Origin of the sequence: Mycoplana azooxidifex (assembly GCF_014196765.1) — a bacterium.
GTDB classification, from domain to species: Bacteria; Pseudomonadota; Alphaproteobacteria; order Rhizobiales; family Rhizobiaceae; genus Mycoplana; species Mycoplana azooxidifex.
The window spans coordinates 1-25755 of the sequence record NZ_JACIEE010000002.1 but is presented as its reverse complement, the minus strand read 5'-3'; the positions used below and the strand labels follow the sequence as shown (position 1 = coordinate 25755).

The 25755-nt window shown below is 64.0% G+C and carries 25 protein-coding genes; 12 read left to right on the top strand and 13 right to left on the bottom strand.

Features of this window, described 5'->3' with window-relative positions; genetic code table 11:
• The first annotated feature begins 96 nt into the window (after window positions 1-96).
• Window positions 97-1263 (top strand): cystathionine gamma-synthase, encoded by a 1167-nt coding sequence (gene metB, locus GGQ64_RS03540; RefSeq protein WP_183799237.1) that lies wholly within the window; start codon window positions 97-99, stop codon window positions 1261-1263.
• A 20-nt stretch (window positions 1264-1283) separates the two neighbouring features.
• Window positions 1284-1961: a 5-formyltetrahydrofolate cyclo-ligase gene (locus GGQ64_RS03535; protein WP_183799234.1), complete on the top strand. Its 678-nt coding sequence runs from the start codon at window positions 1284-1286 to the stop codon at window positions 1959-1961.
• A gap of 222 nt (window positions 1962-2183) precedes the next feature.
• Here the strand turns inward: GGQ64_RS03535 and GGQ64_RS03530 are convergent, their stop codons facing one another.
• Window positions 2184-3497, bottom strand: a complete 1314-nt coding sequence (locus GGQ64_RS03530; RefSeq protein WP_246422316.1) for a type I glutamate--ammonia ligase — start codon at window positions 3495-3497, stop codon at window positions 2184-2186.
• The gene (locus tag GGQ64_RS03525) at window positions 3487-4389 is read right to left on the bottom strand and encodes a MurR/RpiR family transcriptional regulator (protein ID WP_183799231.1); all 903 of its coding nucleotides are present in this window, start codon (window positions 4387-4389) and stop codon (window positions 3487-3489) included. Before GGQ64_RS03525 ends, GGQ64_RS03530 begins: the two co-directional genes overlap by 11 nt.
• A 157-nt stretch (window positions 4390-4546) precedes the next feature.
• Here GGQ64_RS03525 and GGQ64_RS03520 point away from each other — a divergent pair, with 157 nt between their 5' ends.
• The 9 genes from GGQ64_RS03520 to GGQ64_RS03480 all read left to right on the top strand — a co-directional run bounded on the left by GGQ64_RS03520 (window position 4547) and on the right by GGQ64_RS03480 (window position 12713).
• A complete protein-coding gene (locus GGQ64_RS03520; protein ID WP_183799229.1) occupies window positions 4547-5353 on the top strand; it encodes an N-formylglutamate amidohydrolase in 807 nt (268 codons plus the stop codon).
• Window positions 5353-6003 (top strand): cysteine hydrolase family protein, encoded by a 651-nt coding sequence (locus tag GGQ64_RS03515; protein WP_183799227.1) that lies wholly within the window; start codon window positions 5353-5355, stop codon window positions 6001-6003. Before GGQ64_RS03520 ends, GGQ64_RS03515 begins: the two co-directional genes overlap by 1 nt.
• A 124-nt stretch (window positions 6004-6127) precedes the next feature.
• On the top strand, window positions 6128-7300 hold the full coding sequence (locus GGQ64_RS03510; protein ID WP_183799226.1) for an ABC transporter substrate-binding protein: 1173 nt from the start codon (window positions 6128-6130) through the stop codon (window positions 7298-7300).
• 51 nt (window positions 7301-7351) lie between these two features.
• Window positions 7352-8086 (top strand): ABC transporter ATP-binding protein, encoded by a 735-nt coding sequence (locus GGQ64_RS03505; protein WP_183799224.1) that lies wholly within the window; start codon window positions 7352-7354, stop codon window positions 8084-8086.
• Window positions 8079-8786 (top strand): ABC transporter ATP-binding protein, encoded by a 708-nt coding sequence (locus GGQ64_RS03500; protein ID WP_183799222.1) that lies wholly within the window; start codon window positions 8079-8081, stop codon window positions 8784-8786. Before GGQ64_RS03505 ends, GGQ64_RS03500 begins: the two co-directional genes overlap by 8 nt.
• A gap of 3 nt (window positions 8787-8789) precedes the next feature.
• A complete protein-coding gene (locus GGQ64_RS03495; protein WP_183799220.1) occupies window positions 8790-9680 on the top strand; it encodes a branched-chain amino acid ABC transporter permease in 891 nt (296 codons plus the stop codon).
• Window positions 9681-9691: 11 nt separating this feature from the next.
• A complete protein-coding gene (locus GGQ64_RS03490) occupies window positions 9692-10720 on the top strand; it encodes a branched-chain amino acid ABC transporter permease (RefSeq protein ID WP_183799218.1) in 1029 nt (342 codons plus the stop codon).
• Window positions 10717-11385 carry an isochorismatase family protein gene (locus GGQ64_RS03485; protein ID WP_183799216.1) on the top strand — a complete coding sequence of 223 codons (669 nt, stop codon included), beginning with the start codon at window positions 10717-10719 and terminating at the stop codon, window positions 11383-11385. Before GGQ64_RS03490 ends, GGQ64_RS03485 begins: the two co-directional genes overlap by 4 nt.
• A gap of 14 nt (window positions 11386-11399) precedes the next feature.
• The gene (locus GGQ64_RS03480; RefSeq protein WP_183799214.1) at window positions 11400-12713 is read left to right on the top strand and encodes an aspartate aminotransferase family protein; all 1314 of its coding nucleotides are present in this window, start codon (window positions 11400-11402) and stop codon (window positions 12711-12713) included.
• A gap of 172 nt (window positions 12714-12885) precedes the next feature.
• Here GGQ64_RS03480 and GGQ64_RS03475 read toward each other — a convergent pair whose 3' ends face one another.
• The 7 genes from GGQ64_RS03475 to GGQ64_RS03445 form a co-directional block, all read right to left on the bottom strand.
• Complete coding sequence (locus GGQ64_RS03475; RefSeq protein WP_246422314.1) at window positions 12886-13548, bottom strand: gamma-glutamyl-gamma-aminobutyrate hydrolase family protein; 663 nt, start codon at window positions 13546-13548, stop codon at window positions 12886-12888.
• Between the two features lie 63 nt (window positions 13549-13611).
• Window positions 13612-14574 carry an ATP-binding cassette domain-containing protein gene (locus GGQ64_RS03470; protein WP_183799208.1) on the bottom strand — a complete coding sequence of 321 codons (963 nt, stop codon included), beginning with the start codon at window positions 14572-14574 and terminating at the stop codon, window positions 13612-13614.
• Window positions 14571-15479 carry an ABC transporter ATP-binding protein gene (locus tag GGQ64_RS03465; RefSeq protein ID WP_183799205.1) on the bottom strand — a complete coding sequence of 303 codons (909 nt, stop codon included), beginning with the start codon at window positions 15477-15479 and terminating at the stop codon, window positions 14571-14573. The genes GGQ64_RS03470 and GGQ64_RS03465 overlap by 4 nt, the downstream gene beginning before the upstream one ends.
• On the bottom strand, window positions 15476-16297 hold the full coding sequence (locus tag GGQ64_RS03460; RefSeq protein ID WP_183799202.1) for an ABC transporter permease: 822 nt from the start codon (window positions 16295-16297) through the stop codon (window positions 15476-15478). Before GGQ64_RS03460 ends, GGQ64_RS03465 begins: the two co-directional genes overlap by 4 nt.
• 5 nt (window positions 16298-16302) lie before the next feature.
• Window positions 16303-17238 carry an ABC transporter permease gene (locus GGQ64_RS03455; protein WP_183799200.1) on the bottom strand — a complete coding sequence of 312 codons (936 nt, stop codon included), beginning with the start codon at window positions 17236-17238 and terminating at the stop codon, window positions 16303-16305.
• Window positions 17239-17321: 83 nt separating this feature from the next.
• The gene (locus GGQ64_RS03450; protein ID WP_183799197.1) at window positions 17322-18914 is read right to left on the bottom strand and encodes an ABC transporter substrate-binding protein; all 1593 of its coding nucleotides are present in this window, start codon (window positions 18912-18914) and stop codon (window positions 17322-17324) included.
• Between the two features lie 56 nt (window positions 18915-18970).
• Window positions 18971-20596: an amidohydrolase gene (locus GGQ64_RS03445; RefSeq protein ID WP_183799194.1), complete on the bottom strand. Its 1626-nt coding sequence runs from the start codon at window positions 20594-20596 to the stop codon at window positions 18971-18973.
• Between the two features lie 183 nt (window positions 20597-20779).
• Here GGQ64_RS03445 and GGQ64_RS03440 point away from each other — a divergent pair, with 183 nt between their 5' ends.
• The gene (locus tag GGQ64_RS03440; protein WP_183800780.1) at window positions 20780-21724 is read left to right on the top strand and encodes a LysR family transcriptional regulator; all 945 of its coding nucleotides are present in this window, start codon (window positions 20780-20782) and stop codon (window positions 21722-21724) included.
• Here the strand turns inward: GGQ64_RS03440 and GGQ64_RS03435 are convergent, their stop codons facing one another.
• From GGQ64_RS03435 to GGQ64_RS03420, 4 genes are all read right to left on the bottom strand, one after another.
• The gene (locus tag GGQ64_RS03435) at window positions 21725-22525 is read right to left on the bottom strand and encodes a M55 family metallopeptidase (protein WP_183799191.1); all 801 of its coding nucleotides are present in this window, start codon (window positions 22523-22525) and stop codon (window positions 21725-21727) included. It lies immediately after the preceding gene.
• Window positions 22522-23559, bottom strand: coding sequence for a DmpA family aminopeptidase (locus GGQ64_RS03430; protein ID WP_183799188.1), 1038 nt, complete (start codon window positions 23557-23559; stop codon window positions 22522-22524). The genes GGQ64_RS03435 and GGQ64_RS03430 overlap by 4 nt, the downstream gene beginning before the upstream one ends.
• 28 nt (window positions 23560-23587) lie before the next feature.
• Window positions 23588-24439 (bottom strand): D-amino-acid transaminase, encoded by an 852-nt coding sequence (locus GGQ64_RS03425; protein ID WP_183799185.1) that lies wholly within the window; start codon window positions 24437-24439, stop codon window positions 23588-23590.
• Between the two features lie 338 nt (window positions 24440-24777).
• Complete coding sequence (locus GGQ64_RS03420; protein WP_183799182.1) at window positions 24778-25230, bottom strand: CBS domain-containing protein; 453 nt, start codon at window positions 25228-25230, stop codon at window positions 24778-24780.
• Window positions 25231-25755 lie beyond the last annotated feature (525 nt).

Genomic DNA, 25755 nt, shown 5'->3' with positions numbered 1-25755 from the left:
AGAGCAAATATACTGCAGACAAACCGCAATAGAATTCATTTGTCACAAGACAACAAGCTGGCCATTTTGCTTGCTCGACATGAGGAGCATGCGTTGATGTCCGAGCGAGCGGCAAACCAGGTTCAACCGGAAACCGTTGCCGCGGCGCACGGCGTGGCCAGCGATACCGCTTTCGGCGCGGTCGCGCCGCCACTCTACCTTTCCAGCACTTATGAATTTGCCGGGTTCGACACGCCGCGCGCGTATGACTATGGCCGTGTCGGCAACCCCACCCGGGACCTGCTGGGGGACGCGATCGCCAGGCTGGAGGGCGGCGCCGGCGCCGTACTGACGCCGAGCGGCATGGCGGCGATCGACCTTCTATTGAACCGGCTTCCTGTCGGCAGCGCGGTTCTGGCGCCGCACGATTGTTACGGCGGCACGCTGCGTCTCCTGAAGGAACGTGCCGGACTTGGACAGCTTACGCTCCAGTTGGTGGACCAGTCGGATAACCCTGCCTTCAGGGCCGCGCTTGAGGATCGCCCCGCGCTGGTCCTGATCGAGAGCCCGAGCAATCCGCTGATGCGCGTCGTGGACATCGCCGCTCTCTCCGCCCTTGCCAAGGAGGCCGGGGCACGCGTCGCCGTCGACAACACTTTCCTGTCCCCGGCCCTGCAGAAGCCGCTGTTGCTCGGCGCCGACTATGTGCTGCATTCGACGACCAAATTCCTGAACGGCCATTCGGACGTCATTGCCGGCGCGGTGATTGCGGCCGAGGCGGAGGAAGCACGCAACCTGAAACGCTGGGCCAACGCCACGGGCGCGATTGCAGCGCCCTTCGATTCCTGGCTGACGCTCCGCGGCCTCAGAACCCTCTTTGCACGCATGGCGGCGCAGGAGCGCAATGCGATGGCGGTCGCCCAACGGCTTCGCTCGCATTCAGCCGTTGCCCGCGTGCATTATCCCGGTCTCGCGGATCATCCGGACCATGCCCTTGCCGCGAGACAGCAGAAGGGCTTCGGCGCGATGATGAGCTTCGAGCTTGACGGTGGCGTGCCGGCCGTGCGCCGCTTCGTGGGCCATGTGCGCCACTTCACATTGGCCGAATCGCTCGGCGGCGTCGAAAGCCTCGTCGCGCATCCTGCCACCATGACCCATGTCGACATGGGCGCGGAAGCGCGCGCGAAGGCCGGCATCGGCGACGGGCTGCTTCGGCTTTCCGTCGGGCTCGAGCACATCGACGACCTGTTGGCCGGCCTGGAGGCCGGTCTTGCCGCCTGCTGAGGCTGCAGAGGAGAGGAGCAATGGCCGACGACGACATCCCCGCCACCTTCGCCTCGCCGGCCTGCTTCATGCATGAGGTCGACCCCGCCTATATGGGCCTGCCTGGACCACTCGACCTGCAAGCCTGGAAGGATGTGAGCCGCTGGCGCAAGGCCGAGCGGGAGCGCCTCATCGCAGAGCGTCTCGCCGTGCCCGCCGAGAAGCGGGAGCGCCAGGGAAAAGCAATCGCGGCCGGCGTATTTGCCGAGATCGGCGATGTCCGCGGCCGCATTGTCAGCGCCTATTGGCCGTTCCGCGGAGAGCCGGACCTCCGGCCCTTGCTCCAGCGGATCGCAGCGCACGGCGGGTGCACGGCGCTGCCGGTCGTGGTCGAAACGGGGAGACCGCTGGAATTCCACCTCTGGCAGGAGGGCGACGCGCTTACACGCGGCGCGTGGAACATCCCCGTACCGGCGGAGCATCGCCCGTGCACCCCGGACATCGTGCTGGCCCCGGTCGTCGGATACGACCCGGCATGCTACCGACTCGGCTATGGAGGGGGCTTCTTCGATCGAACGCTGGCGACCATGCCCACGAGACCGCGCGTCATCGGCGTCGGCTACGGCGCGTCGAAGCTCGCGACCATCTATCCGCAGATGCACGACATCGCGATGGACGTGATCGTGACCGAGACGGGCATCATTCGCCCCCAAGGCTAGGGCTGCCTTCGCACGCTGGCGCGCATACATCCGCCTAAACACGTTCCTGCCGATCAGGGAGATGGTCGCGCAACTCCCCCTGCCAATCGGCCTTCCGTTCACGAGCGATGGCCGCCACGCGCTGGCAGGAACCCTCTTAGCCCTGGCTCAACAGATCGGCGCTCCGGCCCGCGAGCTCCGCATTTACTATTGGTTGCAAATCTTCGAGTTTCAGAATGCGCGTCAGTAAGCGCTCTCGTATGCAGCACAGATTTCCGTCTGGGTCTTGCCGGCCAGATAGGCAATCTCGCCTTCCTTGTGCTTTACGTAGACGTCGGCAAAGCCTTCCGGGAACCACCCGCATACCGTTACATTGTCCCTGAAACGCTTGAGGGCCGCTTCCAGAGTCTGCGGCAGGCGGACGTAACCGCGGGCGGCGAGAGCCTTCGTGCTCAGCAACGAAAGGTCTTCCTGCGTCGCATCCGGCACCGCCAACCCTTCCTCGATGCCCTGCACGCCGGCATGGACGATCGCGGCAAGCGCCAGATGCGGGTTTGCAGCGCCGTCGGCGGCGCGAAACTCGAAATTGAATTGGTCGGCACGGGCGATGTCGCTGATATCGGAGACCGGGCAGATACGTACCGAAGCCTCGCGATCGCGGAAGCCGAGATTGTTGAAGGCCGCGCTCCAGCGGTGCGGGGTGAGGCGCAGGTAGGAGACGACGCTCGGCGCAGTGATGGCGATGATCGAGTCCAGATATTTCAGGATACCCGCGACGAACTTTCCGGCGACGTCGGAAAGTTCGTGCTTACCGTTCGGATCGTAGGTAACGGCTTTGCCGGTCGAACCCAGCACGCTCATGTGCACGTGCACGCCGTTGCCCACGCCGGCCGGATCGCGGATCGGCGTGAAGGTCGGATCGTAGCCGAGCTCGCGGGCGACGAGGCCGACGAGTTCGCGGGTGATCAGCGAATGATCGGCGATGGTGACGCCCTTCTGCGGGCCCATCGTCACCTCGAACTGGCCGGCGCCGAATTCCTTCAGGATCGTGTCGGGTGTGACGCCCGCCTCGCGCATCGCCGCGATGATCGCCTCGCAGAAATGCCGCTCCTCCTGGAAACCGCCGAGCGTGAAGGCCTTGCCGACCTCGGAGACGAGGTGCTTGATCTGGAACTCGTGCTCGAACGCGCCGTAGAGGGTGACGCCCGCCACCCTTTGCAGGCGTTCAAGGGCGGCTTCGAGGATGGAGCGCGTGCAGAATTCCCAGGGCCGGCCGTCGGTGTAGCGGATATTGCCGAGCACGAAATTCTCGTTCGGCGCGCCCTCCTCGCTTTCGATGCTCACATGCGTGGCGGGATCGGGAATGAGCACGAGGTCGCCGAACGAACCGAAGGGGCTTTCGGCGATATTGTCGAAGCAGGTGATCTGCACGTTGGTCGGCGTCCAGCCGACGCCGCGCTTCAGGCGCTTGTCCATCTGCGCCAGCGGAAAGGCCTTGCCGCGCACCTTGCCCGAAAGGTCGCCGCAGCAGGCGACCATCATTTCCTCACGTTTCATCGGCGTCCCCGTTGATCCTGTCCTGGTCATGGCCCGGCATCTCGAAGCGGATGCCGTCCCAGTCGTTGATGCGTTTCTGCGTCGCTTCCCAATCTGCCTCGGAGACGCGCACGATCAGCGCCTCGACGAGCGCCATCGGGGCCGCCACCGTATCCCAGGCCGTGCCGGCATCGATCGGCAGCGCGACGATGTGATCGGCGCTGCGGGCGGCCGGCGACATCCACTTGTCGGTGACGACGACGATGGTCGCGCCACGCTTCTCGGAGATCGTCTCGGCAAGGCGCGCAAGGCTGAGCTGGTAGCGCCGGAAGTCGAACAGCAGCACGACATCCTTCCTGCGCATGCGCAGCACATGCTCCGGCCAGAATTCCGGGTTGTCGGCCATGTGATAGATGCCGGCGCGGATCTGTCGGAGATGGATCGAGAGAAAGGCGGCGACATTGTCGCTCACGCGTCCGCCGAGCAGGAAGATGTTGCGGGATGGGTCGGCGAGGAGGTTCGCAAGGACGTCGAACTGCGCCTGTGAGACCGTCGCCGTCATTTCCTGCATGACTGCCGAAACGCGCGCCACATATTCCGACAGGAATTCAGAGTGACCGACCGGCTTCTGGCTGGATTTGAGGTCGAGCGGCGAGCGCTGTCCCTCCCTCAATTCGGCGATCAGCTGGCGTTGCAGATCCTGGAAGCCACCGCAGCCGATCTTGCTGACGAAGCGGGTGACGGAGGGGGCGCTGACGCCGGTCTTGGCCGCCAGTTCCTGGATGCTTTCGAGGCCGGTGAAGGGATAGTCCGCAAGGATGGCGTTGGCGATCTTGCGCTCGCTGGCGGTCAGCTGTGCCGCAGCCTCGCGGATCCTCGTGCGGACCGTCGTGGACGATTTCCCATCGCTCATTGGCGTTTGTTCCCATTGTCGAGCGGATATTTGCGCCATGAAAAAAATTAGTCAAACGGAAAAATAGGATTGACTATGATTGAAAAATTTCTTTGACTGATCGTCATCGGAGCCCGCGCCGCCAGCCCTCACCGGACCGCCTTACGGATACCATCCCATGCTCAGGTTCGCAGATCGCGACACGACCAGATTGCTGCGGGCGGGCGACCCCGATCCCGTGGAGCGGGTCAATTCCACCGGCGCATCGACCATCTTCATCACCTGCGAACATGCCGGCCGCTCCGTGCCTGCGGCGCTCGGCGACCTCGGCATTGCGCCGGAGGAAATGGATCGGCACATCGCCTATGACGTCGGCGCCGAAGGTGTGGCGCGTGGCCTTGCCGAACGGCTCGACGCCGCGCTCATCCTTCAGCGCTATAGCCGCCTCGTTATCGACTGCAACCGCCCTTTCGAGGCGAAGGATTGCATCGTCACGCAAAGCGACGGCACCGTAGTGCCTGTCAACGCGGACATCTCCGACCATGAACGGCGCTGCCGCTACGTGGAAATCCACCAGCCCTTGCATGAGGCCATCGCCGTCGCGCTCGACCAGCGTCAGGCGGCGGGCAAGCGACTCTTCCTCGTCTCGGTGCACAGCTTCACGCCGGTCATGCGCGCAACGGGCGCGGTTCGCGATTTCGAACTCGGCCTTCTCTACAATCACGACGCCCGCTTTTCCGAACGGCTGGCGGAGACCTTCCGCGTCGCCAATCCGGACGTCACGGTGAAACTCAACGCGCCGTACCACGTCGACGACGTCTCCGACTTCACGATCCCGGTGCATGGCGAACGGCGCGGCATTCCGCACGTGCTTCTCGAAGTGCGCAACGACCTCATCAACGACGCCCGCGGGCAACAGGAATGGGCGGATCGCCTCGCCGGTCCCCTCCGCCTTGCGGCAGACAGCCTCGAAGGAAATGCCTGATGGCCGCTGACCATCTCACCACCCGCGACGTGTCGCTCGATCCGGCCGCCTCCGCCATCCTCTTCATCGACGTGCAGAACTTTTCCGTGCGCCGCGAGGGCGGTGAGTTCAAGGACGTTTCCGACGCGGATATCGAGGGCAAGTACGGCTATTACTTCAAGCGTATCCACGAGGTCGCGATTCCGAACATGCAACGCCTGCTCACCGGCTTCCGCAAGGCCGGCATCGAGGTGCTGCACACGACGATCGAGAGCCTCACCAAGGACGGCCGCGACCGCAGCCTCGACTACAAGATCACCGGCTTCAACGTGCCGAAGGGCTCCTGGGACGGCAAGGTGATCGACGAGTTGGAACCGCTGGAGGACGAGATCGCCTTCCCGAAGAGCTCGTCCAGCGTTTTCGTCTCCACCCATATCGACTACACCCTGCGCAATCTCGGCGTAAAACAACTCGTGCTGTGTGGACTTCTGACCGATCAGTGCGTGGAATCCGCGGTGCGGGACGCCTGCGACCTCAACTACCTCGTGACGCTCGTGCCGGACGCCTGCGGCACCTATTCCGAAGAACGGCACAACACGTCGCTCAGCGCGATCAAGGGCTATTGCCGGCAGGTCTCGACCGACGATCTCTTGAAGGAAATCGGGCAGTAAGGCTGCCCGGCACGAACCGACGGGACGAAAACAAGGAGCATCCGAAAGCAGGCCGAGAACAAAACAAAAAGGGCCGGACCGCTCATTCATTTAACGCCGAACGGCATCACTAAGGGGAACGACCATGATGAAGACTTCCAAACTGCTTCTGGCGGCAGCAAGCCTTGCGCTCGCCTCCTCCGCAGCCGTCGCCGCGGACGACAAGATCGTCATCGGCGGCGCATTGTCCATGACGGGCATCCAGGCCCCGCTCGACACGCCCGGCTACAACGGCGCGCAGGTCGCGGTGAAATACCTCAACGACAATGGCGGCGTGCTCGGCAAACAGGTCGAGTTCATCAACATCGACGGCAAGTCCGATCCGGTGACGGTCGGCAATGTCGCCGTCGAACTGATCGACAAGGGCGCCCAGGTTATCGTCGCACCCTGCGACTTCGACTTCGGCTCGCCGGCGAGCCGCGAGGCCCAGTCGGCCGATCTCGTCGGCATCTCGACCTGCGCCTCCGATCCGCTCTACTCCTCCTGGTCGCTCGGCGACAAGCAGTTCACGCTCTCCATGTGGAACACCACGATGGGCGCGACGGCGGCCGACTTCGCGGTGAAGGAAAAGGGCTGGAAGACGGCCTATGTCGTCACCGACCAGTTCATCGCCTACACCAAGTCGCTGTCGAAATATTTCGTCGAGCAGTTCAAGGCCGACGGCGGCGAGATCCTGCTGGAAGACACCTACACCAACGGCGACAACAACTTTTCCGCCCAGCTCGCGCGTCTCCAGGCGCTCGGCAAGAAGCCGGACGTGATCTTCGTCTCGTCCTACGGCCAGGATATCGGCATGATCATCCGCGCCCTGCGCGAAGTCGGCTACGACGCACCGGTCCTCGGCGGCGACGCCTATGACGACCCGGCCATGCACGAAACGCTCGGTGAAAAGTTCGGCAACGACGTCTATTTCGTCACGCACACCTGGATGGGACCGGAAGCGCACCCGGACATGGCGAAGTTCATCGAACTCTACACGACCATGCACGGCAAGGCGCCGGACACCTCCTTCGTCTCGACCGGCTGGGACACGATCATGCTGATTGCCGAGGCGATCAAGGCGGCCGGCTCGACTGATGGTGCGGCCGTGGCCAAGGCGCTGGAAGACGGCCAGTTCAAGCTCCTGACCGGCGATCTCGACTACGGCACCGCGGAAGAAGGCCATGTGCCGAACAAGGCGGCGGCCGTGATCGAACTCAAGGGCGGCAAGCCGAGCTTCGTCGGATGGCGCAAGCCGGAATCCCTGCCGAAGCCCTGATCGGACATCTCGGGCCGGCTGAAAAGCCGGCCCTCCATTTTCGGAAAAGCCATGCCTGAAACGCGCCTCGCGGTAAACGACGTGTCGGTGGAATTCACCGGCCTCCGCGCCCTCGACCATGTGTCGCTCTCCGTCTCGACCGGGGAAGTCGTCGGCCTGATCGGACCGAACGGCTCCGGCAAGACGACGCTCATCAACGCCATTACCGGCCAGGTGAAGCTGGCGACCGGCACGATCACCGCGGGCGACACGACGCTGTCGGGTCTCTCGCCGCGCCGGATCGCGCTTGCGGGCGTCAGCCGCTCCTTCCAGATCGTGCGCCTCTTCAACACGATGACGGTGCTGGAGAATGTCGAAGCCGCCGCGCTGGCGAAGGGCGCGTCCCGCACTGTGGCCACCGAGCGTGCGAAAAATCTGCTCGCCGAACTCCACCTGGCGGCAAAAGCCGACGAACTCGGCGAAAGCCTCAGCTACGGCGACAAACGCCGCGTCGAAATCGCCCGGGCGCTTGCCGCCGAGCCGCGCTTCCTGCTGCTCGACGAGCCCGCCGCCGGCATGAACGACGCGGAAACGGAAACCTTGCTCCACACCCTTTCCGAGCTGCCGAAGACGCGCGGCCTCGGCCTTCTCATCATCGATCACGACATGGGCCTCATCATGCGCCTCTGCCACCGGCTGCACGTCCTCGCCTCCGGCCGCACCATCGCGGAGGGCAGTGCTGCCCACGTCCGCGGCCATCCGGCCGTCATCGAGGCGTATCTCGGCAAGGGGGCGGCCCATGCTTGAGATCAACGACCTTTCCGTCAGCTACGGCGCGATCCGCGCCGTGCGCGGCGTCAGTTTCTCCGTCGGCAAGGGCGAACTGGTGAGCCTGCTCGGCGCGAACGGCGCAGGAAAATCCTCGACCATCAAGTGCATCGCCGGCGCCCTGAAGGCGGCAGGTGGCTCGATCGCGCTCGAAGGCAAGGACATCACCACAGCCAACCCCGAACAGGTCATCCGCGCGGGGCTTGCCACCGTGCCGGAAACCCGCGACGTCTTCCCGGACCTGACCGTCGCCGAAAACCTCATGCTCGGGGCCTACATCCACCGCCGCGACCAGGCCGGCAACCGGCAAAACCTCGAAAAGCTGCACACGCTCTTCCCCCGCCTCGCCGAACGCTCGAACCAGCCGGCCGGCACGCTCTCCGGCGGCGAACAGCAGATGCTCGTCATCGCCCGCGCGCTGATGGCGCGGCCGCGCGTTCTCCTGCTCGACGAGCCCTCGCTCGGCCTCGCGCCGGCCATCGTCGAGCGCATCTTCGAGATGATCGAGACGCTGAAAAAATCCGGCCTCACCATCCTGCTCGTCGAGCAAAACGTGAACCAGGCGCTTTCCGTCGCCGACCGCGCCTACGTCATGCGATTGGGCGCGATCGCCACATCCGGCACGGCCGAAGAGATACGCGCCACCAGCGATCTCAGCGCGCACTATCTGGGAGGCTGACCCATGGCTTTCGCGATCCAGTTCGTCATCGACGTCTTGAGCCTCGGCGGCGCCTATGCGCTGATGGCGCTCGGCCTCGTCATCATCTACGGCATTCTCAGGCTGGTGAACTTCGCCTATGGCGAACTCATCATGGTCGCCGGCTACACCATGTTCCTCACCAGCGGATCCGGCCTGCCGTGGATCATCATGGCGGTGCTCGCCGTCGGCATGGCGATCGTCTTCGGTATCATTACCGACTATGTCGCCTTTCGCCCGGTGCGGGCCAAGTCGGTGACGGCGGTGCTGATCACCTCCTTCGCCTTCTCCAACCTGCTTCAGAATGCCGCCCTGCTCTTCATCTCGCCGCGCCCGCGCAACGTGCCGCTGCCGGACATCTTCTCGCAGACCGTCTCGATCGGCGGCGCGATCACGCCGGTGCGCAACCTCATCACCATTGCCGCCTCCATCGTGCTGCTCGCCGCCGTAGCCTTCCTCATGCGCAGGACGACGCTCGGCATCGCCATGCGCGCCGCGGCGACGAACTTCACCATGGCGCGCATGCTGGGCGTGCCGGCGAACCTCATCATCTCCTCGGCCTTCGCGCTGTCCGGCTTCCTCGCCGGCGTCGTCGGCATCCTGTGGATCGGGCGCATCGGCACCGTCGTGCCGGGTGTCGGCCTGGAGCCGCTGCTCGTCGCCTTCATCGCCACCGTCATCGGCGGCATGCGGAGCCTGCCCGGCGCCGTCGTCGGCGGCTTCCTGCTGGCGCTCATCGACACGACGCTCAACTACACCCTGTCGCAGGACCTGCTGAAGTTCCGCGATGCCTTCACCTTCAGCCTCGTCATCCTGATCCTGCTCTGGCGTCCGGAGGGCCTCATCAAGGGCCCGGCGAGCGGTCAGCGGACCTGAGGAGCGGACCCATGAAACACTCCTATATCACCGCCGTTGTCCTCATCGCCGTCATCGTCGCGATCGCCGTCGGCAGCCAGTTGCTCGGCATCCGCCTCTACGATCGTATTGCCACCAACCTGCTGATCTCGCTGGTGCTCGTCGTCGGCCTGCAGACCTTCATGGGCAATTCGGGGCTGCTCTCCTTCGCCCATATCGGCTTCATGGGGCTCGGCGCCTACACCTCCGCCGTGCTGACCATTCCGGCCCAGATGAAGGGCATGGCGCTGCCGGACCTCTATGAATTCATGAAGGTCGTCGAAGTTTCTCCGTACATCGCCATGCTGGCGGCAGGCGTCGTGGCCGCGCTCGTGGCGGCGTTCGTCGCCTATCCGCTGATGCGGCTTTCGGACGCCGCGGCTGTCATCACCTCCTTCGCGCTGCTCGTCGTGCTCTACACGGTCATGAACAACTGGAGCGCCCTCACCAACGGTCCGCGCACGCTTTTCGGCCTGCCGAAGACGACGGACATGGCGATCGCCGCCGTCGTCGCGGCCGTCGTGATCGTCATCGCACTCCTCTTCAAGGAATCGCGCACCGGCAAGCTCTTGCGCGCCTCGCGAGAAGACGAGGTGGCGGCCGCAGCACTCGGCGCGAACATCCCGCACTTGCGCTGGCGCGCCTTCATCCTCGCCGCCTTCATCGCCGGCATCGGCGGGGCGCTGTGGGGCCACTTCATCACCTCCTTTGCGCCAAAGGCCTTCTACCTGAAGGAGACCTTCCTCATCATCACCATGCTGGTGATCGGCGGGGCCAATACGGTGACCGGCGCCGTCGCCGGCACCATCCTCATCACCTTCGCCTATGAAGGCCTTCGCGGCACGGAAAGCGCGCTGAACGCCACCGCCATCGGCGCCGGCCAGGTCGTCGGTCTCACCGAGATCGTGCTGGCGCTCGCCATGATCGCCGTGATGATCGTCAAGCCCGGCGGTCTGTTCCCGAACCGCGAGATCGGCCACATCCTCACCCGCGCCCGTCGCAAGAAGGAGATTGTCAAGTGAGCTGGAAAACCGCCTACCGTTCCTTCTACTACGCCAATGCCGAGGCGCCGGATGACATCGTGCTGGAGCCGGAGACAACGGCGCTGCTCGTCATCGACATCCAGAACACCTATCTCGACCCGAAGGACACAGCCGAGGAAACCGCCCGCTGGCAACCCTTCTACGAGCGCATGCGCAAAACGGTGATCCCGAACACCGCGCGGCTGATCGAGGAATGCCGCAAGCGCAAGGTGGAGGTCATCTTTGCCCGCATCGCCTGCCTCAAGCCGGACGGCCGCGACCGGTCGCTGAGCCAGAAGAAGCCCGGCTTCAACTACCTGCTGCTGCCCAAGGAGCTACCGGAAGGCCAGGTGGTGCCGGAACTCGAACCGCGCGCCGACGAGATCGTCATCACCAAGACGACCGACAGCGCCCTGACGGGCACGAACCTTCGCCTCATCCTTCACAACATGGGCATCAAGAACGTGATCTGCTGCGGCATCTTCACCGACCAGTGTGTCTCCTCCACCGTGCGCAGCCTTGCCGACGAAAGTTTTGGCGTGGTCGTCGTCGACGATTGTGGCGCTGCGGCGACGGACGAACTGCACCGGCGGGAACTGGAGATCATCAACATGATCTACTGCCACGTCGTTCAGCTCGACGAGGTTCTGGCCTTCTTCAAATAGCGGAGGATAGGCGCATGTCCGGCCTCTACGCCCGCGAAAGCCGATCGGTCTCGAAAATGGCGCATCTGCGGTTCTTCCCACAGGCGGTCGTCGGCGGCAGCGGCGCTTATCTGACCGGCGACGACGGGCGAACACTCCTCGATTTCGCTGCCTCCTGGGGTGCCGCGAGCCTCGGCCACGCGCATCCCGCGATCCGCGAGGCGGTGAACCGCGCGCTCTCCGATCAGGCGGGCGCGAGCTACCTCTCCACCGCGAACGAACCGTGTGTCCTGCTTGCCGAAAAGCTGCTGTCGCTCGTGCCGGAACGTGCCCGCGGTCGCGTCTGGTTCGGTCATTCCGGCTCGGACGCCAACGAGACGGTCGCCCGCATGGTCGTCGCCGCCACCGGCCGGCCGCGCATCCTCGCCTTCGAGGGCGCCTATCACGGCGGCACAGTCGGCTCCATGGCCATATCCGGCCATCCGGCGCAGCAGGGCACGCGCGCCGCCGGTCTCACGCTCGTGCCCTATCCGAACAGCTATGCCGCCGGCAGCCCCGAGGCCGCGAAGGACGCCGCCCTCGCCGACATCGAGAAACTTTTCGCGACAGAGGTGCCGCCGCAGGAGGTTGCTGCCTTCTTCATCGAGCCGATCCAATCGGATGGCGGCATGCTGGTGCCGCCGGACGGGTTTTTCCAGGCAGTGGAAGCGCTCTGCCGCAAACATGGCATCCTCATCGTCTCGGACGAGGTGAAGGTCGGCCTCGGCCGCAGCGGCCGCTTCAACGCCTTCGAACATTGCGGGATCGAGCCGGACATCGTCGTCTTCGGCAAAGGCCTTGGCGGCGGCCTGCCGATCTCCGCGGTGGTCGGGCCGGAGGCGATCATGAACCACGCCGTCGCCTTCTCGCTGCAGACCGTGCACGGCAATCCCGTCTGCGCCGCCGCAGCGCTCGCTGTTTTGCAAACCATCGAACACGATCATCTCGTCACCCATGCGGAACGGACGGGGGCGATGCTGCGCGAGGCTCTCGACCGGCTTTCTACACGCCATCCCCTGATCGGCAACGTCCGCGGCCGCGGCCTTGCCCTGGGTGTCGAGCTTGTGACGGATCGTGCCAGCCGCGAACCGGCCGCACGCCAGACGGCCCTCACCGTCTACCGCGCCTTCCAGCTCGGCCTCGTGCTCTACTATGTCGGCATCAATTCCAACGTACTGGAGTTCACGCCTGCGCTGATATTGACGGAAAGCCAGGCACTCGAGGGCGCTGCCATCCTCGACGAGGCGCTCGCCGATGTCGCCGGGGGACGGGTCGACGAAAGGCTGCTGGTGGACTTTGCGGGCTGGTGATCCCCGCTTTGATCCGGCGATCACCTGAAAGGGCTCGAACCTAAAGCGCGTCGCGATCTTTCAGATTCGCTCGTGCGCTTTAGGCCTTTGATTTTGCGCATGTCGTAATCGCAAAACCGCTGCACACTTTTGCGCGACATGCTGTAGGGCCCTCGCCAAATAGAGCTTTTCGCTAGCTTGCAGCCTTCACGAATGCGTCAAATATTCGAGCGCCTGGATGCTCTATTGGGTCGAGCAATTCTGGATGCCACTGAAGACCCATGGCAAAAGATTGTGATTTCACCTCGATTGCTTCGACCACGCCATCCGGCCCGCGGGCGGTAACGACCACGTTGCCGGATATCTCGACGATCGCCTCCCGATGAAAGGTGTTCACGTCAAATGTCTCGGCATCGAGGATTTCAGACATTCTGGTGCCGTCGGGGATATGCACCGGATGGAGTGCATCGGATCGGTCATGGTCGAGCGCACCTGGCCACGAGGAATGCACATCCGAAACCATGCGGCAGCCGTTCAGGCAACCCAGCATTTGCATGCCATTGCAGATACCCAGAACCGGTTTGTCGCGAGCGAGAAATCCTTTCATCAACGCCACTTCGACAGCAAGACGCTCGGACTGTGGGTACTGGGACTGGTCTGCTTCGACGTACCATTCCTTGGGAAAGCTTATCCGCCCACCGACGCTCAAAAACCCATCGAACTCCTCGACTACCTGCTCGATCAAGGCAGGCACGTACGGAATGCCGAAGGCAAAGGCCCCGGCTCGGCTGATAGCGGAGAAATAACGCTTCGAGATATCATAGCGATCACCACCTGAACCGGTGTTCTCACCCATGATCACGGCTATCTTTGGCTTTCGGTCCATTGTGCTTCCAATCTCCCCCGAATTGTCCAGCATCTACGTCAAAGCCAACCGGACCCTGTGATCCACAGCGATCTCGATCAGTTCGGATGGTGCGGGTGCCGCAAAAACATCCGGAGCGGTACCGACTTCGAACAAGAAGTCGCGTCCCGCTGGCAGCGCGACATCGGTAAAGCGCTCCGGTCGCTCCCCCCGGTTCATCGCGGCGTACGGATCGGGAATGGCCGCAATCAACCTGCGCGTATAGGGATGGGCGGGCGAGGTGAAGATTTGTTGCCACGGCCCTTCCTCCACGACCTGGCCGGCGAACATCACGAGCACCCTGTTGCTCATGTGTTCCACCACGCTCAGATCATGGCTGATCATGAGGTAGGACAGGCCGAGCTTCTCCTGCAGATCCAGCAGAAGATTGATGATTTGCGCACGGATCGACACATCCAGAGCCGAAACCGGCTCGTCCAGAACCACGATTTCCGGCTCGAGGATAAGGGCACGGGCGATACCGATGCGCTGTCGCTGGCCGCCGGAAAATTCATGCGGATATCGGCTGGCCTGCTCGGGTGTCAAACCCACATTCGCCAGCATGACCTCGATGCGGTCGGATATTTCGGACTTCGCCGTGATCCCATGAAGCCGCAGGGGAGCCGCCAGGGACGTCTTGACGGACTGACGCGGATTGAGAGATGCATAGGGGTCCTGAAACACCATCTGCACCGCTCTCGCACGCTGCATCCGTCCGGGCGCACCCGGGCCGCTCAGTGGCAGGCCACGGTATCGGATCGCTCCTTCCGAGGGGGCCTGCAGCCCGAGGATCGACAGGGCCGTGGTGGACTTTCCGCAGCCGGATTCACCCACGATCGACAGGCATTCGCCCTTGGCCAGCTCGAAGCTGATGCCGTTGACGGCGTAAAGCGTCCGCCGTCCGGCCCCCAGCAGGCCGCCGCCGGAAATCGGAAAATGCACATGCAAATTGTCGACCTGCAGCAGGGGGGCGGTCATGGCTGGCGCCCTTCCGTGCCGCGCGGCGCGATAAAGCGCGTCTCGGTCAGCTTCGAACGGTCGGCGATGATGCTGTCGATATCGACCAGCCGCTGACGTCCATGCAGACTGCGGCTGCCGAGGCGCGGCAGGGCGCCGAGAAGCCCGCGGGTATATTCATGCTTGGGATCGGCAAACAGCGCCTGCGTCTCGTTCTCCTCCACCAGGCACCCGGCATACATGACGCCCACCCGCTGGCAGGTGCTGGCGATCACGCCGAGATCATGGCTGATGAAGAGCACGGCGGTGCCCCGCTCGGAGCACAGTTCCTTGATCAGCCGCAGGACTTCGGCCTGGACGGTCACGTCCAATGCGGTGGTCGGCTCGTCGGCGATCAGCAGATCGGGATTGCAGGCAAGCGCCATGGCGATCATCACGCGCTGGCGCAGCCCCCCGGACATCTGGTGCGGATAGTTGCGCGCGCGCCGGTCGGGGTTGGGCACGCGCACGTTTGCAAGTGCCTCGACAGCAAGCTTGCCCGCCTCGTCCCAGCCCTTGCCCTGATGCAGCACGAACATCTCCGCGATCTGGCGGCCGATGGTGGAAAGCGGGTTCAGCGCCGTCATTGGCTCCTGGAAGATCATGGCGATGCGATTGCCGCGCAGGTTCCGCATCTCCCGCTGTGGCAGCGCAAGCAGATTCTTCCCCTTGAACAGAATCTCGCCGCCTGAAACCGCGAGCGGCTTCTTCAGGAGGCCCATCACGGCGAGCGACGTCAGCGATTTGCCGGAGCCGGATTCGCCGACGAGACCGTAGGCCTCGCCCGGCATGATCTGGAAGGAGATACCCTTCAGAAGTGGGCGGACGGAGCGGCCGAGCGCCACGCCCAAAATCAGGTCCCTGATGTCGAGAAGCGGCGCGGTCATGGGTTGCGCGTCCTCATATGCGGGTCGAGGCTGTCGCGCAGGCCGTCGCCGAGAAGGTTGAACCCGAGCACCGACAGGAAGATGGCGAGACCGGGGAAGATCGCGACCCAAGGCGCCAGCTGGATGAGCTGGCGCGCATCCGTCAGCATCGAGCCCCAGCTCGGAAACGGCGGCTGGATGCCGAGCCCGAGGAAGGAGAGTGCGGCCTCGGACAAGACCGCCGAGCCCATGCCGAGCGTCGCCATGACGAGGATCGGCCCCATCATGTTGGGCAGGATCTGGCTGAACATGATGCGCAGATCTCCATAACCCAACGTCTGCGCGGCCTGGACGTAGCCCTGCGATTTCAGTGACAGGGTGGAGGAACGGGCGATGCGACAGGTCCAGCTCCAGTTCGTGAGGCCGAGCGCGATCAGGAGCGATGGCAGGCCGGGCCCCAGCACCGCCATCACGGCAAGCGCGAAGATCAGCGAGGGGATCGCCAGCATCACGTTGGTCAGCCCGTTCACCAGGTCGTCCCACCAGCCGCCCCAGTAACCGGCCGTCATGCCGAGGGTAATGCCGATGAGCGAGTTGATCACCTGCGAGACGATGCCGACGGTCAGCGAAATCTGCGCGCCGTACAGGATCCGGGAATAGACGTCACGCCCCTGGGCATCCGTGCCGAACCAGAAGGTTGCGTCCGGCGGCAGTTCGGAATTCATCAGGTCCGCATCGAGCACCGGATCGAAGGGCGCAATCCACGGGGCGAGCAGGCCGGCAAAGATGACCAGCGCCGTCAGCGCCGCTCCGAGCCAGAAATTGAAGCCGAGGCGCATTCCCCTCACTCCTGCTTGATGCGCGGATCGATCGCGGCATAGATCAGATCGACGGCCGTATTGATGATGAGGAACCACAGCACGATGACGAGGATCGTGCCCTGCACCACGGGAATGTCGCGGATCGCCACGCTATCGACCAGAAGCGATCCGATGCCGGGCCAGGCAAAGAGTTTTTCGATGACGACGGCCTGGCCGATCAGCGAGCCGAACTGCAGGCCGACCGTGGTGACGATCAGCACCAACGCGTTGCGCGCCACATGCCAGCGCACGACCTTCATCTTGCTCATCCCCTTGGAATGGGCGGTGCGGATGAAGTCGGCGTTGAGTACGTCGAGCACACCCGCCCGCGTGGTGCGCGCGAGAAGTGCCAGCGGCGTCACCCCGAGCGTGATGGCGGGCAGGATGAGGTTCTGCAGCGACCCGTCGCCGTAGCCGAAACTCGGCAGCCAGTTCAGTTGCAGGGCGAAGAGATACATCAGCAGCAGGCCGAGCCAGAATTGCGGCATGGAAAGACCCGACACGGCGCCGATCATCGTCGCCGTATCGAGCACCGACCCGGGCCGCAGCGCCGCGAGAAAGCCGAGCGGCACGCCGATGACGAGGGCAAAGAGCATGGCGGCGATCGCCAGTTGCAACGAGGCTCCCATCCGGTCGCCGATGAGGTCGATCACCGGCTGGCGGGTGCGAAAACTGGTGCCGAGATCGAACTGCGCCAGATCCGTGACATAGGTCCAGAAGCGCTCCGCCAGCGGCTTGCTCAGCCCGAACTCCTCGTTGAGCCGGGCCATCATCTGCGGATCTGCGGCGTGCTTGCCATCGGCAAAGAGGCTGGCGGCGAAGGTGCCGGGCACGACGGAGAAGATGACGAAGATCAGCAGCGCCACCACGACCACCGTCGGGATGACCTGCAATATGCGGCGCAGGGTGAAACGAAGCATGAGCGGTTCCGTTTTGGCCGCCCTTCCGGGCGCGACAATCGATGCGGGGGCAGCTTTGACGCCACCCCCGAACCTCTCAAGGCTTACTTGCGCGAGTCGGGAGCGTTCTCGTCGATCCAGATCTCGTCATAGGGCTGGAGCGCCAGCTCCGTCGCGTTCGGCACGAGGCCGTGGATCCACGGCTGGTAGGCCATGACCGCCTTGTTGTAGTTGAAGAACCAGACCGGCGCGTCGTCCTGCACGATATTGTTGGCCTGGCGCAGAAGATCGATCTGCTTGGCCGCGTCGCGCTCCTGCTGGGCCGCCTCATAGAGCTTGTCGAACTCCGGGCTCGCATAGCTCGTATAGTTGCAGGCCGACTGCGCCGTCTTGGAATGGAAGCAGCGCAGCGCGTTCAGCGGATCGGGACCGGACGAGTTCGACCAGATGAACGCCTGGAAGTTGTTCGACGTGACCGCGTCGCCGAGCGCCGCGCTTTCCACCGGCTTCGGCTTCACGGTGATGCCGACCTTCTTCAACATCGGCAGCAGAGCCTCGACGATCGGCACGCCCCAGCTTTCGTTCGGGCTCGCCGTCACCTCGAACTCGAAGCCATCGGCATAGCCGGCTTCGGCAAGCAGCGCCTTGGCCTTTTCCGGATCGAAGGCATAGGCCGCCTTGTCCTTGTCAAAGGCCGGCGAGGAAATCGGCAGCCAGCCGGAAGCCGGATAGGCCTTGTTCTTGACGAGGCGCTCGATGATCAGCGGCGCGTTGATGGCGTGGTTGATCGCCTGGCGCACCCGCTTGTCCTTGAAGGGTTCGAAGGCCGGGTTGAAGCCGACATTGCGGGTATAGACCTCGGCGACTTCAAGCAACTGCCCCTTCAGCGCATCTTCGCCCTGATAGGCCTGGTACTGTGTCGGGCCGAGGATCGAGACGTCGATTTCCTTGTTGCGGAAGGCGACGTCGCGCGCGGCGTCTTCGGCCATCAGCACGATGTTGATGCGGTCGAGATAGGGTTTGCCTTCCTCATAGTACTTGTCGAATTTTTCGACGACGACCTGCGAGCCCGGCACATGCTCCTTGAAGACGAACGCACCGAGACCAACGGGAGTCTTGGCGAAGCTCGATTCATCCTCCACATTGGACGGATAGATCACCGTCGTGTTCTGCATCAGAGGGAAGCCCGGATTGATCGGGCCGACATAGGTGATTTCCAGCGTGTTATCGTCGATCTTCTTCAGACCGGAAATTTCCTCCGCCTTGCCGGCGATATAGGCATCCGCACCCTTGATGTTTGCTATGTAGCTGGCGCCCGGGAAGGCATTCTTCGGATTGGCGATGCGCTTGTAGCTGTAGATGAAGTCGTCGGCCGTCAGCGGCTTGCCGTTGTGGAAGACGGCATTCTTGCGCAGGTGATAGGTGTGGACGGTGCCATCCTCGGAGACCTCCTCGGAATCAGCCAGTTCCAGCACCGGCTTGTTCTGGATGGAATCCCAGCTATAGAGCGCGCGGTGGATGGCCTGGGTGATGAACTCTTCCTGCGTGTGCGGGCTTGCCTGCACGTCGAGCGTGGCAAAGCTCGAGCCGTAGGGCGCGGTGAAGACGAGCGTTCCGCCATGGCGTTCGCCCGCGGCAAGCGCCCCGGAAGCCACGCCGAGGCTGAGCATTGCAGCCAGTGTCAGTCTTTTGAGCATTTCGTTCTCCCTCTCGTGCCATTTCCGGCATCGTTTCGATTCAAATCCGCAGGCCTTCAACGTGCGTCATGCACGACGCGGCCCGCAAGCAGGGTCAACAGGCAGCGGGTGCCCGACAGGATGGTCTCGGGCTCGGCGGCCAGAAGGTCGTTGTCGAAGACGGCGATGTCGGCCCATTGGCCCGGTACCAGCCGCCCCTTCACAGCCTCGGCCTTCTGGGAATAGGCGCCGTATTCCGTGTAGGCCTGGAGCGCCTCTTCCGGGCTCAGCCGTTCGGCGTCTTCCATGACCGTGCCCTTGCCGGTCTGGCGGGTGATCATCGCGTGCAGATTCGGGAAGGGATCGGGCGAGCAGACAGGCGAATCCGAACCGGTCGAGGGTTTCATACCCATGCGCATCCAGCTGCCGATCGGGTAGGACGGTTTTCCGCGTTCTTCGCCCAGCACGGAAATGTAGCTGTCGCCGAAATCGTGGATGAACGCCATCTGCGGCGCGGGCAGGATGCCGGCCGCCTTCATGCGCGCATCCTGCTCGGGCGTCGGGAAACCGCAATGCTCGATCCTGTGGCGCCGATCGGGATCGGGGTTCGCCGCAAGGGCCTTCTCATAGGCAGTGATGAGCTGCTCGATCGCGCCATCGCCGATGGCGTGGCAGGCCATCTGATAGCCGCGGTCGTGGCAGGATCTGACGATCGCCTCCACCTCGGCGTCCGGCAGCATCTGTACGCCGAGATTATGCGGCTCGCCCTGATAGGGCCTGGTCATCCAGGCCGTGCGCCCCCCCGCCGAGCCATCAAGGAAGATTTTCACGGCCCCTACGCGCAGCATGTCGTCACCGGCACCGGAGACAAGCCCGGCGCGCCAGGAATCTTCGACAATTGAGACGCCGGGATCGCCGAGCAGCGTCAACCAGACACGCACGGGCAGGCGACCGGAAACCTTCGCCATCTCATAGGCCTGGATTTCCGCAAAGCCCGAGAGCTGGCCGACCGCCGCATCCATGCAGCTCGTTATGCCGAGCGAGAGAAGATAGCGCCCTGCCCGCTCGATGCCGTCGATCAGTTCTTCCGTCGTCACCGCGGGCATCGTGGCCTTGATGAGGCCGATGGCGTTTTCGGCCAGAAGACCGTTGAGGCGACCGTCGGTGAGGCCGATCACACCGCCGTCCGGCACCGGTGTCGCTTCGGTTACGCCTGCAAGCTCCAATGCAAGCGAATTGGCGATGGCGACATGGCCGCAGGCGCGTGTCAGCAAGACCGGATGATCGGGCACGGCGCGGTCGAGATCTTCGCGCGTCGGATGCCGGCCGGTATCGAGCTTGACCTGGTCATAGCCGCGGGCACGAACCCAGCCACCTTTCGGCGTTGCGGCTGCGCGCTCGGCAAGCCTCTCCATCAGGGTGGCAAGCGTCGGCGCGGCGGCGGGCGTCGCGTCCACCCAGCCCATGGTGATGCCGGTCGAGATGAGATGCAGGTGGTTGTCGATGAGGCCAGGGCTGGCGAAACGGCCTTCGAGGTCGATGACCTCGGTGCGCGGCCCCTTCAGGCTCAGCATGTCGGCACTGCTGCCCGTCGCGAGGACTTTGCCCTGCCAAACGGCAACAGCTTCGCTGATGCCCTCCTCCCGGCCGCGCCAGAGACGGCCATTGTGCAGGATAAGATCGGCTTCGATTGCAACGGACATTCACCACTCCCCTGTCGGGACAACCGAGACCGGCGTCCCGTTCCTCCTGATGCAACGTGAAAGGTTGTGACTGGCTTGGCCAATTCGCTTTTGGCAAGACCCCATGCCGAATTGGCATACCTATTTCGATTGAATGACTTATGATCGATTTCACGAATGGATTGGATCGGGAGGCAGCCGGGGGTGGAGATCAAGTGGCTGGAGGACTTCGTGACGCTCGCCGACACGTCGAGTTTTTCACGAGCGGCGGACATGCGCAATGTAACGCAGCCCGCCTTCAGCCGCCGTATCAAGCTGTTGGAAAGCTGGCTCGGCGCGACACTGATCAGCCGCGCCACCATGCCGGCTGAATTGACGGCGGCGGGGCGCAGCTTCCTGCCGGTCGCGCAGGAGGCGATCCGGACCTTCTATGCGGCACGCGAAGCATTGCGGCCATCGCACGAGCCGGGCCTGGTCCGCTTCGCCGCACTTCATACGCTGACGGTGACGTTCTTTCCACACTGGTTGAAGGCCCTGGAAAAGGAGGGCGGCGCCTTCAGCACCTCGCTCATGCCCGACCGCGGCGGCATCGAGGCCAATCTTGACGCTCTCGTTGGCGACGAGGCGGATTTCTTCCTGACCTACGCCCATCCGGAAGTGCCATTCCACCTCGATCGCGGGCAATTTTCATCGCTGACGGTCGCACATGACCGGCTGATCCCGCTTGCCTCGGCACAGGTCTCCATGGCTGGCGGCACGCAGCCGGGGCTGCACATCCTCGACCACGCCGTCGCGCAGCCGCGGCTTGCCATTCCCTATCTCAGCTACGGGTTCAATTCCTTCTTCGGAGTAGCCCTGTCGCGCCTGCTCCTGCGCCGCCCGCCCTTCCGCCGCCGCACGACACATGAAAACACGATCAGCGCCGGACTGATGAACATGGCGGTCACGGGCGCAGGCGTCTGCTGGCTGCCCGAAAGCCTGGCACGCGACGAGATCGAGACTGGACGCCTCGTGCCCGCATCCGCGGATGCAGGCTGGAACCTCGACCTCGAAATCCGCCTCTACCGGCAAGCCGCAAGCCGCAGCCGCAAGGTCGAGGACCTGTGGCGCACGGCGAAGCAACTGCTGGAGCAGCGCGAGCCGGCCTGATCAGACTTTCAGAAAGACGAGGGCGCGCAAGATTTCGGCAAAATCCACGTGCTTGAAGGCGACGGCGCGGGGGCCGTGCGCATAGGCACCGGGATACCAGCCGGCACGATAGGCATCGGTCGGGTTGTTGAATTCGATGACGACCTCGTAGTGTTCGGCCCTGGTCGGCAGCACCTGCGCGAAATCTCCCGAAAGCGCTTCCGCCACGCCTTCGCGGATGAGGCGGCGCGACCAGGCGGGGGAAATCGAGGTTGCAGCGCGGCCTTTGCCTTCCAGCGTCTCAACGGCCTTCAGCCCCGGCACCATGGTCCGCGCCTCCGAACAGATGCCGGCATCGCCGGCAAGGAAGACCGAAGGCACGCCGTACTCGGCGGCGCAGAGCGCATTGACTGTGAATTCCGAGGCGACCTCACCGTTCAGCAGCAAGCGCGAAATGCGCAGGTTGGACGTGTGGGCGAGCGGATTAGCCTCGCTGCCCGCCTTGGAATGATAGCCGGTAAAGATCGCGGCCGCAAAACCGGCATCAAGGCCGAACATCATGGCGTCCGGGTGGCCGGACCAGCCGCGCACGATGCGGGCGTAGTCGGGTAGGCGGTCGAGGATCAGGTTGCGCCCGCTGTCATGGGCGTCCTTGATCACCACCTCCGTGGCGCCGGCGGCGCGCGCACCCTCGCAGGCGGCGACCACTTCTGCGGTCATCAAGGCGCGGAATTCGGTCCAGTCGGGGTGGGTGCGCTCGGCCTCGTCCCAATGGGCGATGCCGGCGGTGCCTTCGATATCGGCGGAGATGAAGACCTTCATGGATTCGTGCTCTCTTTCAGCCAGTCTGCCAGGGCGGGATAGATGCGGCCATTGCGCCCCGGTGTGGCGGAGGCCGCGCAGAGCGCGTTCAGCACCGCCTCCTGCGTGGTCTCCGCGGCAGCGCGGAAGGCGATGTCGATGAAATCGTCGGAAAGCCGCCCCTGCGTGACGATCGGCGATTTCGGCTCATGCGCCACCGGGTCCGCAGTGGTGAAACAGAGAACGACGTCGCCGCTGCCATGGCCCCAGAAGGCGCCAAGCCGGGCAAGCCCCGCCCCGCCGCGCCGGGCGACGCGTTGCAGTTGCCGGCTGTCGAGCGGCAGGTCCGTCGCCATGATGACGATAATCGAGCCGTGCTCGGGATCAGCAGGCACGCGCGGATCAGGCCGACGGCCATCCGGCAGGACGAGATCGCCGGCTGCGCCGAAATTGGCGAGGACCAGCGTGCCGAGCGTGAAATCGCGTTCGGCGATACGCAGGATCCGCGAGGCCGTGCCGATGCCCGCCTTGAAGCCGAAAGCCGTCATGCCTGAGCCGGCGCCGACCGCACCCTGCTCGACCGGGCCCGGCCGGGCTGCATCCAGCGCTGCCATGGCATCGTCGGGCGTGACGGCCAGTGCTTGAATATCGTTGATGCTGCCGTCGTTGCATTCGCAGACCAGCGGATTGACGGTCGAGGTTTTCCGTCCGATGGCCGGATTTTCGGCAATCGCCCGGCGGATCAGCGCCTCCGTGCAGGCTGCCACACCAAAGGTATTGGTCAGCAGGATCGGCGTTTCGATCGTGCCGAGTTCGGCCACCTGCATCAGACCTGCCGATTTGCCGAAGCCGTTGATGACCTCGACGGCTGCGCGCGGCTTTACGCCGAACAGATCGCCCGGATGCGGAACGACGGCCGTCACGCCGGTAAAGATGCCCTCGCTGCGCAGCGAGCGGTGCCCGACCGCAACGCCAGGCACGTCGGTGATGGCATTGTCCGGTCCCACACTCAGCCGGCTTTCCGGCATCAATCCGAGTTCACGCGCCGTCTTCATTCCATTCCTCCGAACGCTTCGGCCTTCCTTAGGACGGAACGCCGGCGGCTTCCAGATAAAGGGTCTGCAGCCGGCGCGTCGTCGGGCCGGGCTTGCCATCGCCGACCACCCGGTCGCCAATGCGCACGACCGGCATGACGAGACTGGACGCCGAGGTCTGGAACGCCTCCGCCGCCGCCTGCGCCTCCTCGGGCGTGAAGGCCCGCTCCTCAAGCATGAATCCCTCGGTTTCACAGAGCCGGGCAATCGCCCGCTGCGTACAGCCCGGCAGGGTCGCCCTTGAGGCAGCGCGGGTGAGGATGCGCCCGTCGGCGGTGATGACATGGGCGGTAGAGGACGCGCCTTCCGTCACCAGGCCTTCTTCCACCAGCCACACATCGTCGAAACCGCGGGCGCGCGCCGCCTGCTTGGCCATGACCTGGCCGAGCAGCATGGCGGTCTTGATATCCCGCCGCTGCCAGCGCGGATCCTCCGCCAGGTCGACCGCTATGCCGTTCTGCTGCGCCTTCGTGCCGGTCAGGGTCTTCGCCTGCGTGAAGCCGACGAGCAGCGGCACTAGTGCATCCGAATGGAAGAAATCGCGGTCCGCCTCGCCGCGCGAGACATGCAGGTAAACCGTGCCATCCTGCAAGGCGTTGCGGGCAATCAACCCGTTCTGGATTTCGATAATCTCTTCCCGGGAAAAGGGAAGAGAAATGCCGAGTTCCTTCAGCGAGCGTTCGAGGCGAGCGAGGTGCAGGTCATTATCGATCATCCGTCCGCCAATCAGCGCCGTCACCTCGTAGACGGCATCGCCGAACAGGAAGCCGCGATCAAAGAGCCCGATGCGGGCCTCTTCCTCCGGTACGAAATGACCGTGGACGTAGACGATCCTGCCCATCTGTTCCTCTTGCTGCGCCGGTTATCCTGGCGCGGACCATAGGAACGATTGGCGGCGGCTGACCAATTCAATTTGGGCAACATCCTATGCAAAATTCGCCTAGGCTTTATCCTTCAATCGGTTGGCGCAATCAAATGCACCGGGCGAAGCCGTACCCGCGTGCCAGCCCTTCTGCCGTCTCAGCCATTGCCGCGAGCAAGGGTATGCGCCGGATAATATCCGGGGGATGCAGGAGCACCGCGCAGACGAACGCCGGACCCCGCTCTTCGCGCTCACTCCATCGGGCGGATGGAGAGCATTGGCGAAGAGCGGGGCCGGTGTTTAACCGCTTCGCGGCGCTATTGCCTGTCACGGCTGGTTTGAGAGTGCGGCCCGCCCGGCCGAGAGATGGCGGCCAGCGCCTCGCCTGTCGCGCCCGTCCCGCCGGCGCCGGATATCGCCAGGTCTCCCAGCGAGAGAATCCCGACCAGCCTCTTCTGGCGGTCCACGACCGGGATGCGGCGGATCTGCTGGTCACCCAGGTTCCGGCACACCTGTTCGGCCTCCTCGTCCTCGAAGCAGTACTTCACGTCCGTCGTCATCACCTCGCCGACCGTCGTATCCGGCCCCTTGCCGTCGGCGACGGCGCGGATCGCGATGTCGCGATCGGTCAACATCCCGACCAGCCTGTCGTTGTCACCGACGGGAACAACCCCGGCATCGATTTCGGCCATCATCCGAGCGGCCTGCCGGATGGTCTCGCTCGGATTGGCGACGCGGACGTCGCGGGTCATGACTTCACTCACTCTCATCGCACTTCCTCCTTCGAATTCGGGGGCGACAATCACCCTCCGGGCAAACTCCCCGTTCGAGGTAGTGTTCCCCACAAGGGGCAAATCCGCGAGGCAATCCTCGGGATCATCGACAGCCGCGAGAGCCTATCGTGATTTCGCGGAAAAGCTGCGCACCTGCGAACTTGACACGAAGGCCAAACGCAAAAGGCGATCTGGAGACACTTACGCGGAGGGGTCTTTGTGCTCGCTATCCCGGGTAAGAAGCCAGAAACGCAAAAAAGCCCCTCTGCGGGGCTTTTGGGGATTTCCGGGATGATTGGTTGCGGGGGCCTGATTGCGCAGAGACTTGCAAATTCTAAGACTCAGGTCGACCCAGCACTGACACGCAGCGCTAATGCTAGAAGTTGGCATTGTGCACAATAATTTCTCTGTCCGAAATGGGGCCGGAGAACGAACCCGCTGCGCGGGAGGGCGTCTGCGGTTGAGGTAGAGGGCACATGCTGGAGGTTGCGCCTGGATTGAACGTCGTCCGGCAAAGGCAGA